General features: G+C 64.0%; 17 protein-coding genes. 6 read left to right on the forward strand and 11 right to left on the reverse strand.

The window, feature by feature from the left end:
- Positions 1–62 precede the first annotated feature (62 nt).
- Positions 63–737 (reverse strand): helix-turn-helix domain-containing protein, encoded by a 675-nt coding sequence (locus tag NJU76_RS15495; RefSeq protein WP_254530246.1) that lies wholly within the window; start codon positions 735–737, stop codon positions 63–65.
- Between the two features lie 135 nt (positions 738–872).
- Between NJU76_RS15495 and NJU76_RS15500 the strand changes: the two genes are divergently transcribed.
- The 3 genes from NJU76_RS15500 (at position 873) to NJU76_RS15510 (ending at position 1,824) form a co-directional block, all read left to right on the forward strand.
- The gene (locus NJU76_RS15500; protein ID WP_254530248.1) at positions 873–1,100 is read left to right on the forward strand and encodes a DUF2249 domain-containing protein; all 228 of its coding nucleotides are present in this window, start codon (positions 873–875) and stop codon (positions 1,098–1,100) included.
- 187 nt (positions 1,101–1,287) lie between these two features.
- Entirely contained in the window at positions 1,288–1,521 is a 234-nt protein-coding gene (locus NJU76_RS15505; RefSeq protein ID WP_254530250.1) for a DUF2249 domain-containing protein, read from the forward strand.
- Positions 1,522–1,560: 39 nt separating this feature from the next.
- Positions 1,561–1,824 (forward strand): DUF2249 domain-containing protein, encoded by a 264-nt coding sequence (locus NJU76_RS15510; protein ID WP_254530251.1) that lies wholly within the window; start codon positions 1,561–1,563, stop codon positions 1,822–1,824.
- A 54-nt stretch (positions 1,825–1,878) separates the two neighbouring features.
- On the opposite strand, the gene NJU76_RS15515 is transcribed toward NJU76_RS15510, so the two are convergent.
- The 3 genes from NJU76_RS15515 to NJU76_RS26595 form a co-directional block, all read right to left on the reverse strand.
- Positions 1,879–2,076, reverse strand: a complete 198-nt coding sequence (locus NJU76_RS15515; protein ID WP_254530253.1) for a hypothetical protein — start codon at positions 2,074–2,076, stop codon at positions 1,879–1,881.
- 144 nt (positions 2,077–2,220) lie between these two features.
- Entirely contained in the window at positions 2,221–3,084 is an 864-nt protein-coding gene (locus NJU76_RS15520) for an alpha/beta fold hydrolase (protein ID WP_425604304.1), read from the reverse strand.
- A 246-nt stretch (positions 3,085–3,330) separates the two neighbouring features.
- Entirely contained in the window at positions 3,331–3,456 is a 126-nt protein-coding gene (locus NJU76_RS26595) for a hypothetical protein (RefSeq protein WP_256566087.1), read from the reverse strand.
- A gap of 454 nt (positions 3,457–3,910) precedes the next feature.
- Here NJU76_RS26595 and gatC point away from each other — a divergent pair, with 454 nt between their 5' ends.
- The 3 genes from gatC to NJU76_RS15535 all read left to right on the forward strand — a co-directional run bounded on the left by gatC (position 3,911) and on the right by NJU76_RS15535 (position 6,395).
- The gene (gatC, locus tag NJU76_RS15525) at positions 3,911–4,189 is read left to right on the forward strand and encodes an Asp-tRNA(Asn)/Glu-tRNA(Gln) amidotransferase subunit GatC (protein WP_254530257.1); all 279 of its coding nucleotides are present in this window, start codon (positions 3,911–3,913) and stop codon (positions 4,187–4,189) included.
- 2 nt (positions 4,190–4,191) lie between these two features.
- Entirely contained in the window at positions 4,192–5,460 is a 1,269-nt protein-coding gene (gene gatA / locus NJU76_RS15530) for an Asp-tRNA(Asn)/Glu-tRNA(Gln) amidotransferase subunit GatA (RefSeq protein WP_254530258.1), read from the forward strand.
- Positions 5,461–5,594: 134 nt separating this feature from the next.
- Entirely contained in the window at positions 5,595–6,395 is an 801-nt protein-coding gene (locus NJU76_RS15535; RefSeq protein ID WP_254530260.1) for a formate/nitrite transporter family protein, read from the forward strand.
- Positions 6,396–6,763: 368 nt separating this feature from the next.
- Here NJU76_RS15535 and NJU76_RS15540 read toward each other — a convergent pair whose 3' ends face one another.
- The 7 genes from NJU76_RS15540 to NJU76_RS15570 form a co-directional block, all read right to left on the reverse strand.
- A complete protein-coding gene (locus NJU76_RS15540; protein WP_254530262.1) occupies positions 6,764–7,114 on the reverse strand; it encodes a helix-turn-helix transcriptional regulator in 351 nt (116 codons plus the stop codon).
- A gap of 133 nt (positions 7,115–7,247) precedes the next feature.
- Entirely contained in the window at positions 7,248–8,039 is a 792-nt protein-coding gene (locus NJU76_RS15545; RefSeq protein ID WP_254530264.1) for an NRDE family protein, read from the reverse strand.
- A gap of 90 nt (positions 8,040–8,129) precedes the next feature.
- Positions 8,130–9,716, reverse strand: a complete 1,587-nt coding sequence (locus tag NJU76_RS15550) for a class I adenylate-forming enzyme family protein (RefSeq protein ID WP_254530266.1) — start codon at positions 9,714–9,716, stop codon at positions 8,130–8,132.
- Positions 9,713–10,804, reverse strand: a complete 1,092-nt coding sequence (locus tag NJU76_RS15555; protein WP_254530268.1) for a mandelate racemase/muconate lactonizing enzyme family protein — start codon at positions 10,802–10,804, stop codon at positions 9,713–9,715. Before NJU76_RS15555 ends, NJU76_RS15550 begins: the two co-directional genes overlap by 4 nt.
- On the reverse strand, positions 10,801–11,745 hold the full coding sequence (locus tag NJU76_RS15560; RefSeq protein ID WP_254530270.1) for a 1,4-dihydroxy-2-naphthoate polyprenyltransferase: 945 nt from the start codon (positions 11,743–11,745) through the stop codon (positions 10,801–10,803). The genes NJU76_RS15555 and NJU76_RS15560 overlap by 4 nt, the downstream gene beginning before the upstream one ends.
- A gap of 76 nt (positions 11,746–11,821) precedes the next feature.
- Positions 11,822–13,060 carry a DUF7350 domain-containing protein gene (locus NJU76_RS15565; RefSeq protein ID WP_254530272.1) on the reverse strand — a complete coding sequence of 413 codons (1,239 nt, stop codon included), beginning with the start codon at positions 13,058–13,060 and terminating at the stop codon, positions 11,822–11,824.
- Between the two features lie 91 nt (positions 13,061–13,151).
- Positions 13,152–14,096 (reverse strand): 1,4-dihydroxy-2-naphthoyl-CoA synthase, encoded by a 945-nt coding sequence (locus NJU76_RS15570; RefSeq protein WP_254530274.1) that lies wholly within the window; start codon positions 14,094–14,096, stop codon positions 13,152–13,154.
- Between the last annotated feature and the right edge of the window lie 26 nt (positions 14,097–14,122).

A 14,122-nucleotide genomic window follows, 5' to 3' on the forward strand; every position in this document is an offset into this window, starting at 1 on the left:
GGCAGACGAGACCGATTCGTTGGGAGACGAAGAAATTCTCGTAGTTCAGTGCGGGGAGGATGTCATGGGCTCGCAATCTGCTCTTCGAGCGGTTCCTCGTCGTCGACGTTCGGTAAATTCTCGACGAACCGCTTGATGACCCCCTCTTCGGCCCGATGGAGCGTCTCGCTACAGGTCGATTTGGCGATGTCCAGTTCGCCGGCCAGCTCCGTCAGCGAGCAGCACCGCGGCGTATCGTAGTACCCCGCGTCGACAGCGGCGGCGATCACCTCGAGCTGTCGCTCGGACAGTATCTGGCTCTCGTGGAGCCGCTCACTGACGTGTTCGATCCGGTACTGGAGTCCGAACTCGCCGAATTGATCTGCGAGTTCCGAGAGACGTTTTCGGGACCCGGTGACCTCTATCGTCGCCTCGCCGTCTCGAATCTCGACCGGCAGTTCGATCGGCATACCTGACTCTCGAGCGGAGAACATCAGGAGCGGCGCGGTGGTCTCGAAGTGGACCGTCGCCTCGTTGTCGCTCCACTGAGCGAGCGAGAGTTCGGTGATCTGTGGGTGATCGTCCATGTCCTCGACGATATTCGGGACGGACGACCCGGCGATCCGGACGAGAGCGAAGCCGGTTTCGGAGCCGGGAACGGCCGCCAGCACCCGAAACGTCGAGTCGGGATACGCCGTCGATATCTGCTGGATCCAGACCGCGTCGGGCATCGTCAGGGTGAGCGTCGCGTGGGCCATACGAACGTATTCTGATCGGATCTATGTCCCGGTGGCTACGAATATGTTCGGCTTTTTCCAACGATGTGGGAAGAGCGACCGCTCCGAACACGTTCGGACGAACGTCCAATCCCCCGCGACCCGAACGACTGAGCGATGGCAACTGGATCCACAGACCGAACGCTCGACGTTCGAGAGATCGAGGGCCCTCCGTTCGACGATATCGTGGCCGCACTCGAAGCACTCGAGTCGGATCAGCGACTGCGATTGATCGCGCCGTTCGAACCCGAACCGCTCTACGAGGAACTCGACGCTCGGGGGTACACTCACGAGAGCGAACAGCGTGACGGTGGTCTCTGGCACGTTCGTATCGAGTACGCGTAATCCGCCGCATCCGCGCAGTCATATACGGGCTCGCGCGGTCCGCTATCGAATCGAAACGGTCAACTCGAATATCGTCGCCCCCTGCTACCGGCGGTCTTCCCGACTCTCGAACGACGGCGAACTGTATCGACCGACCCGAACGTGTTCGTACAAACTGCCTTGCGACGAGCGTACCGACCCCGAATAGATGACGCGACTCGACGTCAGAGACATTCCGCCGGTGAACCGCCATCCGACCATCCACGAGGAATTCGAGGCACTCGAGCCGGGCGAGACGCTGACGATCGTCAACGATCACGAGCCGAAGCCCCTGTTCTACGAGTTTCAGGCCGAAGTCGAGCGCTTCGACGCCGACGGCTACGAGGTCGAGCAGATAGCCCCGGACGAATTCGTCGCCCGATTTCCGAAACGGGAGGCCTGAGAACGCACCTCGATCGTGCGACGCCTTCCATCACCGATCATGTTACAGACCGCAGCCGTCGTCGACCGCACGGACGCACCGTCCGACCAGCCCCGGGAAAAGATCGACGTTCGTTCGTTCGGTCCCCCGAAACCGCTCCAGCGAACCCTCGAGACACTCGCCGATCTCCCGGCGGAGACGGTCCTGATCCAGCGAAACGATCGCCTCCCCCAGTTTCTGTTTCCGAAGCTGGACGACCGCGGCTATCTCTACGAGTCCGTCGAACGCGACGAGGAGGTCGTAACAGTCATCTGGCGGGCGTAAACTCGAATGTGGCCAGCCCCTCCTCGAGAAACAGACCGCGTGCACGAGGAACCACTAGTCGGGGAATACGGAGATCCTGACCGGAACACGAGAGACGATCGTCGTTGCTGGCTGACGGCCCTCGAGCGTGGCGCTCACTTCGGAACAGCCACGACAGCAGAAGCGTCCCTCGACGTCGTCTGCGGTGACCGGTTCCTCGGGAGTCGGGAGACTGCAGAGCGAACAGGAACTCATTTCACGCAGGATACTCACGGACGCGCCGGGTAGCCGTACCGCCGAACACGTTTCCGACGGTCGCAGCCTGATCGGCTCGAGCGATTCCGAGGAGGGGCGGAACGTAGTGCATCCAGGGTCGCGAAGAGGTGGTCCGGGCAAGTCCGGCGAGGACGGAGCGTGTTACCCGTCAGCGAAATGTTCGAGGAGCAATTCGGTCAATCGAGTCGGTTCCTCGTGGGGAACCCAATGGCTCGTTCCAGACAATAACTCGAGTCGGCCGTCTACACAGTAGTCCGCGCTGTCGACTGCCAGCGCGGGGACGAGCGCCGCGTCGTCTTCACCCCAGACGACGAGCGTCGGCGCGTCGACCCGGTCAGTCGGCGGGTTCGGCGGGTACCGCGTGGCCGCGCGGTACCAGTTGAGCATCCCTGTGAGTGCACCGTCCCTGTCCCAGGCACGCCGATAGCGGGCCAGTTCGTCGTCGGTGAACGTTTCTGGCGCGGCCAGATTTCGAAGCGATCGCTCGAGCAAGCGGTAGTCGTCGTATCGGCACACCCGTTCCGGGAGCCACGGGAGTTGGAACAGGACGGCGTACCAGCTTCGACGGAGCTGTTCGGGATTCGCGAGGAGTTGCCGGCGATAGGCGGTCGGATGCGGTGCGTTGACGATGGCGAGGCGCTCGACGGTATCGGGAAACCGGAGTGCGAGGTCCCAGGCGACTATTCCGCCCCAATCGTGTCCGACGACGGACGCTTCGTTCCGGTCGTCTGATTCGATCAGGTCGACGATGTCCCGCGAGAGTTCGCTTCCGCGATAGGCCGACACAGCTGTCGGCTTCTCGCTTCGATTGTACCCCCGTTGATCGGGGACGAGTACTCGATAGCCCGCCTCTACGAGGGGCCCGATCTGTTTTCGCCAGCCGTACCAGAACTCCGGAAAACCGTGGAGCAAGACGACGAGCGGATCCGATTCCCCGCCGGCTTCGACCACGTGCAACCGAGTACCGTTGACGATTCTGTAAGTCGAACGTGCATCGACCCCCATCGGAACGGCAGATTCGTCCCTCACGCCGTCGTTCAGTGACAGATCGTACGCACCCATACCGCCTGATTGGGCGCCGAGGCCGTATATTGGTTCTGACGAAAACGGTGGGTCACGAGTCTCAGGCCAACTCGAACTGGGACTGGGAATTTCACTCGGACTGGGGCCTCATCGGACTACTGTACGTCATTGCCGGTACACCCGAAGGACGGGCGCGGTTGCACCAGTACATCGGTACAGCAGACCGTATCACGTCCAGACGCGAAGGCAGTCCGTCGAGCAGAAGTGGAGGTCGACGCTCTCTCGGCCACCGGACTCGACGTAGGTCGTCAGGGTGTACGCCACCTCGTCTGACTCGCAGTTATCACAGTCCATGTTCGGTCATCCCGTGGAACGTTCTTGAGTATGAACTGGTTAGCGGACACTCCCGTCAGTTAGTACGGTATTGGGACGGCACAATTTCATCTTACGTCTCGGTTTCGGGTCCCGCTCGAGGGTGGGTCGTGAGTTCGGAGCGCGCACTCACACTTAAAATCTGATCTTCTATCGGAAGTATCTGAGGCAGCTTTCGACGCGCTTCCAGCGTTGCGTCAGCGAGTACGACGACTTGTTTCGAGTACATAAATCGGCTCTTCGGATGCAACAGCCGTCGCCCGGTTGGTCCGACCCTGTAGCCGGCCGGTGCCCAAACCGGGCCGTCCGCCGGCACATCCAGTCTTCCGATGGGGAACTCGACGCCCCACTACCGTCAGCCGCTGACACCGAGACGTCGTCCTCGTCGCGTACCCGTATCGAAACCCTTACTCTCTGGAGGCCGGTGCGAACACGTATGAGCGACGACGCCGTCAGCCCCGAGGAAGTCCGTCACGTCGCGGACCTGGCTCGCATCGACCTCGACGACGACGAGGTCGACCGATTCACCGGGCAGTTCGCGGACATCCTCGAGTACTTCGAGACGTTAGACGAGGTGCCGGAAGTCGATCGAACGGTCGATCTCGCGAACGTGATGCGCCCCGACGAGGAACGTCCATCGCTCGACAGCGAGGAAGCGCTCGGGAACGCACCGGAAACCGAGGACGGCTACTTCAAGGGGCCGAACGTCTCCTGATCATGGCGGAGAACATTTTCATCACCGACGAGCGGATCGAGGGTGCGGAGGACGGCCCGCTGGCTGGACGGACTGTCGCGATCAAGGACAACATCTCGACAGAGGGCGTTCGGACGACCTGCGGTTCGCGGATGCTCGAAGACTACGTCCCGCCCTACGACGCGACGGTCGTCTCTCTGCTCAAAGATGCGGGCGCAACCATCGTCGGAAAGGCCAACATGGACGAGTTCGGGATGGGAACGACCACCGAAACGTCGTTCTTCGGCCCGACGGACAACCCCGCTGCCCCGGGCCACGTCCCCGGCGGTTCCTCCGGTGGCTCTGCGGCCGCCGTTGCGGCTGGCGAGGCAGATCTCGCACTCGGTTCTGACACGGGCGGTTCGGTCCGCTGTCCGGCCGCGTTCTGCGGCGTCGTCGGCATCAAGCCGACCTACGGGCTCGTCTCGCGGTACGGGCTCGTCGCCTACGGCAACAGCTTAGAGCAGATCGGTCCGTTCGGCGAGTCGGTCGAGGACGCCGCTCGGTTACTCGACGTTATCGCCGGGAGCGACGATCGCGACGCGACTACCCGGACCGAGGGAGACGATTCCAACTACGTCGACGCTGCGACGGGAGACGTCGACGGGCTTCGGATCGGGGTTCCCACCGAATTGCTCGAGGGAGCCGACGAGGGCGTCGTGGAAACGTTCTGGGACGCGCTGGGGACGCTCGAAGATCGCGGCGCGACGTATCACGAGGTCAGTCTCCCGTCGGTCGAACACGCGGTAGAAGCATACTACGTGATCGCCATGTCAGAGGCGTCCTCGAACCTCGCGCGGTACGATGGGGTTCGATACGGACACGCGAGCGATGCGACCGGAAACTGGAACGAAACGTTCGCGCGGGCTCGCGAGGAAGGCTTCGGAGACGAGGTCAAACGTCGGATCTTGCTGGGAACCTACGCACTCTCTGCCGGATACCACGACAAGTACTACAAGAAGGCACAGGACGCGCGTGCGTGGGTCAAACAGGACTTCGACGAGGCTCTGTCGGAGGCGGACGTCCTCGCGTCGCCGACGATGCCCGTTCCCCCGTTCGAACTCGGCGAGAGTCTCGACGATCCGCTCCAGTTGTACCTGGCCGACGCGAACACGGTCCCGGTCAACCTCGCGGACCTGCCTGCGATTTCGGTTCCGGCCGGCGAAACGAACGGTCTCCCCGTTGGCCTCCAACTCGTCGGTCCAGCGTTCGAGGAATCGGTACTGATTCGGGCCGCGAGCGCGCTCGCCTGAGGCCGGTCCGGCTACCGGCCGATTCGGACGAGGTATCGAACGGTTCCGACATCAAGCGAGTAAGCCATCAGAGCGACGAGGCCATGGCGTATTCATGTCTGACCCTTATTTGTCAGTGAGCGTACGTCAGAGCTGTGCCCGTCGCCCCTGACCCCGCCGAAATATTCGATCGGGCTGTCGAGGAAGGCGACCGACGTCTCGACCAATCCTTGCTCGAGCTCGCCTCGACGAGTTTTATCGCAGGGTTCACGATCGTCTTCGGTATCGCCGCGCTGGGCGTCGTCGACGCGCTGGTCGAACCGCAGTTCGGCGACGTCGCTCACATCGCGGGCGCGCTCGCCTTCGGCGTCGGCGTCGTCTTCCTCGTCGTTGGGCGAACGGAATTGTTCAACGAGAACTTCTTCGATCCGGCCGCGAAGGCGGTCGATCAGTCCGGCTCGTGGCTGCTCGCGCCGCTCATTCGACTGTGGGTCGTCACGCTCGTCTTCAACCTCGTCGGCGGGTTTCTGTTCGCGCTGGTCTTCGCCGTCGACGGCGTCCTTCCCACGGGGACGGCCCACGCGCTGGGACGGACCGCAGAAGAAATCGTTCACCGGCCGACGAAGGCGGTGTTCGCGAGCGCCATCGTCGGAGGCGCCCTCGTGAGTCTGCTGTCGTTCCTGCTGGAGGGCGTCAATACCGTCGGAAGCCGCATTTCGCTTGCATACCTCGTCGGCTTCCTGCTTGCTCTCGGACCCTTCGACCACGTGGTCGTCACTGCGATTCACGTCTACTTCGGGATGCTCTTCGATCCGGTGATCGGATACCAAACGCTGGTCGAGACGATCGTGGTCGCGACTGCGGGGAACTTCGTTGGAGGACTGGGACTGGTCACGTTCACTCACGTCACCCAGGTGCGAGGCGCACGAAAATCGGGCGACGCGGACGAATCGTAACCGGACGCCTCGAAGCGTCGGCTATCTTCCATAGGCGTGAGAATCTCAGCCGACAGGCCAGGCGTGAATCGCCGCACCACTGATTCTCATGGTCTGTGGCCGTACTGGATGCTGACCGACGCGGCACACCCGCGCCCGTGCTGGAACAATCGGTCACTATCGGCGTTCCGACTCGAACCCCGTGGGTATTCCTGCGAGAGACGTGAGGATACCGACGTAAACCAAGTCAGATACCTCCGAACCCTTCGCGGGAGAGGAGTAACGGCGGCGTGGCCCCGCCAGCATCCCGTCGGGTGTTACATCGTCCCTCTCCCAACGCAGCAAGCTTCGGCTCGTGGGAAGCCCCGTCGTGTACGATTGGGAGGGGGTCACTCCTCGTACGCGAGATTCATGATCCACTGCGAGAAGGCGTCACTGTTGGGGTCGACCTCCTCCTCGCCGATGAACGGCGAGAGCATGTCGCCGGCCATCAACAGCGTGAAATCGAGGTCACGGGCGGTTGGCGTGATGTAATAGGTGTTGTGACCGGCGTATACGGTTTCCTCTCGATTGACGAGTTCCTTCTCGACGAGCGACTCGACGATGCGACTGCCCTTTCGCGAGGAGACGTCGAGTTCCTTCCAGAAGTCGCTCTGGTGAATGCCGCCCGACTCGCGGACGAGCTCGAGACCGGCCCGCTCGTCGTCGGAGAGTTCGGATTCGGCCGCGGTAACGCTCACGGTGACCACCTCTCCGTGCGCTTCGCTACAGGCGGGAGTGCGTCCATATTCATACGAGGTAGAGCGAGCCGCTTAAATGTGCCCTTCCCCGTCGGTGACTGAATCGATCTCGCCCCGTTCACAGGGGTGACAGTCACTCGGCCATGCCCTCGCCACAGCCTTCGATACGCGACTCGAAAATTTCGTCGTCGGGCGCCGTGACAGTCCGATAACTCGTTCGACAGGGTGGTCCCGGTGCAAATTCGTATTTCCTCGTGTCATCGCCGATAGCGATCAGCGACGAGGAGCGAGTTCCGAATCCGTCTCGGTGAACACAGACGCCGTACTCGTGATCGCCGAGGACGTCGCCCGCGCGTTCGAGCCAGTCGCACACCGTCTCGTTCGGTTCGACCGTGAGCGTGTCCCGTACTGCTCGACCGTTCGACGCCTGCTTTCGGCTAGCAGCCGTTCGAATCGACGGCACGTCGACGTGGTCGTCGACTGCGACGTTGACAACGACGTGGACGCCAGGGTCGAACTCGGTCAGGGCCAACTCGCCGTTCCACTGGTAACAGAACGCGTCCGCCGCGTCGGCGACGACGAGGTAGAAGCCGCTATATTCGTCGTCGTCGGTCGCGCCTTCGACGATCGATTTCGCTTCCATGGCGGATCGTGCCTCGAGGACGTCGGCGACGAGGAGCCCCCGCGACCGCTCGCCAGCGAGATCGCTGTCGTTCCACTTGTTCGTGATTCCGACGAAGACGCCGAACTCGTTGTATCCGATCCACGTGCCGCCGGCTTCGACGTCCCGCGGCGCGACGATCAGCGGCCTCTCGTTGTAGACTCCCGGCGGCTCGGACTCGCGTCCGATTGCCTCGTCACGGTTCGCAGCGACCGCGACCGGGACGTCGTCGAACACCTGCCAGGCGAGTGCGAGCGTACACACGATTCAGAGTTGGAACGCCAGCGTCTTAACTTCGGTTCTATCGGTTAGCCCCGTCGGTACCAGGTATCGACGTCTCTGTACGGGTGCCACTCACGTCGATTCGGTGACGTCCACGCCCGCCTCGCGCAGCCGATTTCGGACCGCATCGCGGTCGACAGTCCCTGACGGCGTCCGGGGAAGCGACTCGGCGAACCCGATCGTCTTCGGCCGCTTGAACCCGGCGAGATGCTCGCGACAGTGTGTGACCAGCGACTGGACGACGAACGATCCGTTCGTGTTCGTCTCCGTCCGCTCTGAGACCACGAGCGCCGCGACCTGCTCCCCCCACTCTTCGTCGTCGAGTCCGATCACCGCGGCGTCCTCGACGAAGGGGTGTGATCGGAGAGCCGCGAGCACCTCGCCGGGATCGACGTTCTCGCCGCCGGTAACGATTCGATCGCTGTGGCGGTTGAGGATCCACAGGCGACCGTCTTCGTCACGGTAGCCGACGTCGCCCGTGTGGAGACCGCGATCGCTGAACGCCGCCGCGGTCGCCGCGTCGTCTAGATAGCCTGGCGTAACCGTCGGCCCGGAAACGACCAGTTCTCCCGGTTCACTGGCGCCGACCGGTTCGCCGTCCTCGACGACAGACACGTCGGTACAGACCAGCGGCTGTCCCACGGTCCCCCGATGGGTATCGATCTCTGCTGGCGTGGCGGTCGCGATCTGGGATGCCGTTTCCGTCATGCCGTAGGTCGGATGGATCGGTACGTCTCGCTCCAGGCAGCGCTCGAGCAACTCGTCGGACGCGGGAGCGCCGCCGAGGAGGACGAACCGCAACGCGTCGGCCGGTCGCCAGCCGGCATCGAGCAGGCGCTTGCACATCGTCGGAACCAGGGAGACGCCCGTGACGTCGTAGTCGGCGAGTACACGCGCTGTCGATTCCGGGTCGAACGCACGCTGAATCACGGCAGTGGTGCCGTACAGTACCGACCGGAAGATGGGCGCTAGTCCGCCCATGTGGTACATCGGGAGACAGCACAGCCACCGATCCGCCGGATCGAGGCCGAGACGGAACGCCGATGCGGTCGCGCTCGCGACGAGGTTGCCGACCGTCAGTCGAACCCCTTTCGGCCGGCCGCTAGTGCCCGAGGTGAACATTATCAGTTGCGTCTCGTCGCGCTCGAGCGCGACCGGTTCGACCGTTCGGGGGTCAGAATCGACCGTATCCGGCTGGTTCACGGCGGTCGAAACTAGTTTGCCGACCCGATCGTAGACCGGCTCGTCAACAGAGCGGACGTCGATCGAGCCGGTATCGGCTGCGATCTCGAGCGCCGCGTCTTCGGTCGCCCGTTCGCAGACGATCACGGCGGGATCGGATCGTTCGACCTTCGCCGCGAGTTCGTCCGTCGTCTCGCGGACGTTCAACGGGACGACGGTCGTTCCGGTCCGCATCGCGGCGAAAAAGAGGATCGCGAACGCCGGTCTGGTATCCATGAGAAGAGCGATACGCGTCCGATCGGTTCCGGCAGGCACCACGGATTCGAGGTTCGATGCCGCGCTATCGACACGACGATCGAGTTCGCGGACCGTCCACTCCGTTCCCGTCGCGACATCGATCACGGCCGTCCGCTGGGGCGTTGCCGACACACGGTGAGCGACCAGATCGCGTGTTGGCCACTCGAGGGAGTCGTTCATCGCACTCCCCATACGTCCGAGACGCCGAGTCCCTTCGTCTGTGGAACGACCGCCGATCCCTTTTCGAGCAGGACCGGGTCTCGCCCCAGATCAGTCGCGAGCAGATCGGCGGTCGCCAGCCCGCATGCTGGGACGTTCGGTATCGCGGCGGCGAGGTGAACCGCGCCCGTCCGCGCGACGACACCGTCGATGGTGGTCGTCACCAGCGGCGTGACGTCGAGTTCGGCCAGCCAGGCCGCGACCTTCCGTGCGATGTCGATCCCGCCAAGCGCCATCGGTTTCAGGACGACGACGTCTGCCGCACCGGCATCGCAAATCGCGTCGACGCCGTGTTCGAGCAGTCCCTCGTCGAGGGCGATCGAGACGCCACTACTGTGGGTTCGGAGATCGGCGTGCCCCTCGAGTGCTCCCCCGGGCAGCGGTTGCTCGAGCATCGACACGCCGAGATCGGCGAACTCATCGAGCGCCGATGTGGCCTCCTCGTAGGTCCACGCCTCGTTTGCGTCGGCTCGGAGTTCGACGCCGGGCCCGACGGCCTCGCGCACGCGTCGAACACGTTCAACGTCCTCCGCTACGGTGCGAAGTCCCACCTTCAGCTTGCAACAGCGGAACCCGCGGTCGACGGCCGACAGCGCCGCGTCGACGGTTTCCGCGGGCGAGCCGTCGCCGATCGTCGCGTTGACCGGAACCCGGCCGACCATCGGTCCCTGACCGAGGTACCGGTACAGCGGTGTCGCCTCGCGGGTGGCTTGCAGGTCGGCGATCGCCAGCGCCAGGCCGTGACGGGCCGCGACCTGGCGATCGACGGCCTCGAGCGCTTCGCTCGGGCCCTCCTGAATCGCATCCCGGGCACGTTCTAAGGCCTGCTTGCAGTCCTCGATTGACTCCGTCCAGCCCGGCAGCGGCGTGGCCTCGCCGTAGCCTACAGCGAAATCGTCGGCCGAATCCGGCGTTTCGTTCCCCTGATCGATCAATCGGATCAGAAACCCGTCGCGGGCTTCGATCGTCCCATCCGCCGTCTCGAGCGGATCGGCGAGGTCGAGCGAGAACGGCTGAAACTCCAGTGAGAGGTCTTCGGCGCCGCTCATAGCAGTACCATCCCCCCGGCGAAACAGACGGCATACATCACGAGTAGTTTGCCGGTTTGCTCGAGCGCTGGATTGAGCGCCTCCCCGTCCGTTCTGGTCCACACCGTCCGCGTGATCATCACTGCGTACGGAAGCGTGATCGTCGGAAGCAAGACGCCGAGACCGAATCCCGCGGCGAGCCAGAACCAGACGGGGACGACGTAGGCGAGCGCGAGCAACGCGGCGTATTCGAGCCGGCTCACTCGGTACCCGAGGCGAACCGCGAGCGTTCGTTTCCCGGTCTCGGCATCGGTCTCCATGTCTCGAACGTTGTTGACGACGAGAATTGCCGTGGACAGCCCAGCGACGGGCAGGCTCGCGGCGACCGCTTCGCGCGTGATCGTTCCCGCGGGGACCGTCGTCGCGAACGGGTCCGCGAGGACTGCCGCCGCCTGGACGTAGTACGTTCCCGTCACGGCGACGAGACCGAAGAAGACGAACACGAAGAGGTCGCCCAGCCCGTGATAGCCGAGCGGGTAGGGCCCGCCCGTGTATGCCCACCCGCAGAGGACGCTCACCAGTCCGACGATCAGGATCGGGATGCCGCCGACGTAGACGAGGAACGTCCCACTGAGTATCGCCAGTGCGAAGGTCACGACGGTCGCGAGTTTGACCCGCTCGGGCGAAATGAGCCCCGACTGAGTGACGCGGGTAAACCCCTCCCGGTCGTCGGTGTCGGCTCCCTTGATTGCGTCGTAGTAGTCGTTCGCGAAATTCGTCCCCACCTGGATCAGTGCCGCACCCACAAACGCCAGTACAGCCGGTAATGGCGCAAACACCCCCTCGGAGGCTGCGAGTCCCGTCCCCACGATGACCGGGGCCGCAGCCGCGGGCAAGGTCTGTGGGCGGGCCGCCATCAGCCACGCCTTCGTCCGTGAGATTTCGACCTCGGCCGAACTCATGGCTCGAGTGTCCCACTTGAGAGAGTGTCAACGTTGGCATTGCGAGTCGACGGCTCCGATATCGTAGACGGGATAGCTACCTGCCCGTCCCGTCCGGGACCACCAACTCGAGTGGCTTCATCTGGAAAAACGCCGTCTCGTATCCCTGGTGACGGGCCGTTTGCGGCGGCGAATTGACGTCGATCTGTACCGTATCGCCGGGTCGGACGTCCGCGACTGACCGCCCGTAGTGATGGCCGAACTCGCCGTCGAGGCGCGCCTCGAGTCCCCCCTCGAAAACCGTCGAGCCGTCGCGGTCGACGGTCGCGCGAAGCGACGTGTTCGCGAGCGGAACGCGATTGTACGGCGTCCGCAGTGAAACGAGCAGGTATCGCTTGTCACCGCCGCCAGCCAGTCGCGTCTCGGGTTCGAGCAACGTTACGACGAACGCCGCGTCACCGCTCCGCGGAGGCGCGTTCGGTTCCTCGGCCGAATCGATCAGCCGCGTTCCGGGATACTCGTCGGCCGGTGGAAGCGCGGAGTACGGAATCTTCACATCCGTTCCCTCACGTTCGTTTTCGCCGCCGGCCGTCCTCCCGCTCTCGCTGTCGCCGGTCATCGGCTCGAGCGCGCCCCGCTTGCCCCAGCGCTCGCGCTCGAGCAATTCGATGCCGTCGACTACGTTCTCGCGAAACGCCTCGTCGTACGTGAATTCGAACGTCGCGGTCGCGCGGTCCGCGAATCGGCCCTCGAACGAGTCGGTTCGCCGCGTCGGAATCGGTCCCAGCACGACCTCGGCAGTGTAGGTACCGTCGGTCGGGAGGTCGACGTTGTCACCGAAATGGAACCCCATCTCCTGGGAGAGCATGGGCCACAGCGACCGCGATGCGACCCGCTCGCCGTCCCGTTCGACCGTCACTCGAGGACCGATATCGACGGGAATGACCATTTCTGTCTCCGGGTCCCAGACCGTGATCATCAGGTGGACGCCGCGGCCGGCTTCGGGTTCGACGAGCTGTCCGTCAGTTCCGGTGACGACCCAGAACGGATGGGGGTACGTGAGCATCGGCGCAACAGCGTAGTCGCCGGCTTCGACCGGCTTGAGGGCGCGCACCGACTTCCGATGCCCGGGGAGATAGACTGCCTGCGGCGGGTCGTCGATACGCGGGATGAACGGCGTTCCCGTGACGGTCTCCCCGCCGCTGTCGGCTCCGTCGTCGTCACTGTCGGTACTTTCGTTGGGGGTATCGGTCCTACTATCCGGTGCCGCACAGCCCGCGACGGCCATGGCGGCCGGAAGCGCGCCCGTCTGTCGAAGGAACCGTCGCCGATTCATATCGTCTGTGTTCTCGATGTCTGGCCCGTAATTCGACCTGACTGCGTCCCATACCCGTCTCGAGACGCGCTCTAGTCGCTCTGGCGGCCGATCAGTAATGCCACGGGTAGTCGTCGAAATCCGGTTCGCGGCCCTCGACGAACGCGTCCCGTCCTTCCGCGGCCTCGTCGGTCATGTAGCCGAGCCGCGTGGCCTCGCCGGCGAAGACCTGCTGGCCGACCATGCCGTCGTCGGTCATGTTGAACGCGTACTTGAGCATCCGCATCGCCGTCGGGCTCTTCGAGTTGATCCGCCGCCCCCACTCGAGGGCAGTCTCCTCGAGTTCGTCGTGAGGAACGGTTTCGTTGACCATCCCCATCTCTGTGGCCTCCTCGGCCGAGTAGGTCTTCCCGAGGAAGAACACCTCGCGGGCCTTCTTCTGGCCGATCTGTTTGGCGAGGTACGCCGAGCCGAAGCCGGCATCGTAGCTCGCCACGTCGGGGTCTGTCTGGAGGAACTTCGCGTGCTCCTCGCTCGCGAGCGTCATGTCGCAGACGACGTGCAGCGAGTGACCGCCGCCGACGGCCCAGCCCGGAACCACGCAGACGACGACCTTCGGGACGTGCCGGATCAGCCGCTGGACCTCGAGAATGTGGAGCCGGCCCTGTTCGGACGCTCGTGCTCGCGGGCTCTGCCCGCTCGCTTCTCCCGAGGCGCTTCGCGCCTTGCCCTCCGCATCGTCCACGTACTGGTAGCCGTCCTCACCTCGAACCGTCTGATCGCCGCCGGAACAGAACGCCCAGCCGCCGTCTTTCGGCGATGGGCCGTTTCCGGTGAGCAGGATACAGCCGACGTCCGTCTGGCGCTTGGCGTGATCGAGTGCGTCGTATAGTTCGTCCACCGTTCCCGGTCGGAAGGCGTTGCGGACCTCCGGGCGGTCGAACGCGATCCGGACCGTTCCGGAATCGACCGCACGGTGGTACGTGATATCGCGGAAGTCGCGGTCGACGGTCTCGACCGGCTTCCACCGCTCCTCGTCGAACAGTTCCGAAACCATTGTACGTGTCTCGTCGTCGGCGGCTG

Origin of the sequence: Natrinema gelatinilyticum (assembly GCF_024266705.1) — an archaeon.
In the GTDB taxonomy this organism is placed as follows: Archaea; Halobacteriota; Halobacteria; order Halobacteriales; family Natrialbaceae; genus Natrinema; species Natrinema gelatinilyticum.